At 63.9% G+C, this 313-nt stretch carries 1 protein-coding gene; it reads left to right on the forward strand.

What is annotated here, in order from left to right; genetic code table 11:
* Positions 1-313, forward strand: a 313-nt coding sequence (locus TN53_RS43675; RefSeq protein ID WP_046264499.1) for a thiamine pyrophosphate-dependent enzyme, incomplete at both ends; no start/stop codon positions are given.

The raw sequence follows: 313 nt of genomic DNA on the forward strand, positions 1-313 counted from the left end.
TCCACGCCCTGCGCCGCAACGTCAACCTCAAGATCCTGCTCTTCAACAACCGGATCTACGGCCTCACCAAGGGCCAGTACTCCCCCACCTCCGAGGTCGGCAAAATCACCAAGTCGACACCGATGGGCTCCCTCGACGCACCGTTCAACCCCGTCTCACTGGCCATCGGCGCCGAAGCATCGTTCGTGGCACGCACGGTCGACTCCGACCGCAAGCACCTGACCGAGGTCCTCCGCCAGGCAGCCGCCCACCCCGGCACAGCCCTCGTCGAGATCTACCAGAACTGCAACATCTTCAACGACGGCGCCTTCGA

The organism is Streptomyces sp. WM6386, from assembly GCF_000972385.1.
Lineage (GTDB): Bacteria > Actinomycetota > Actinomycetes > Streptomycetales > Streptomycetaceae > Streptomyces.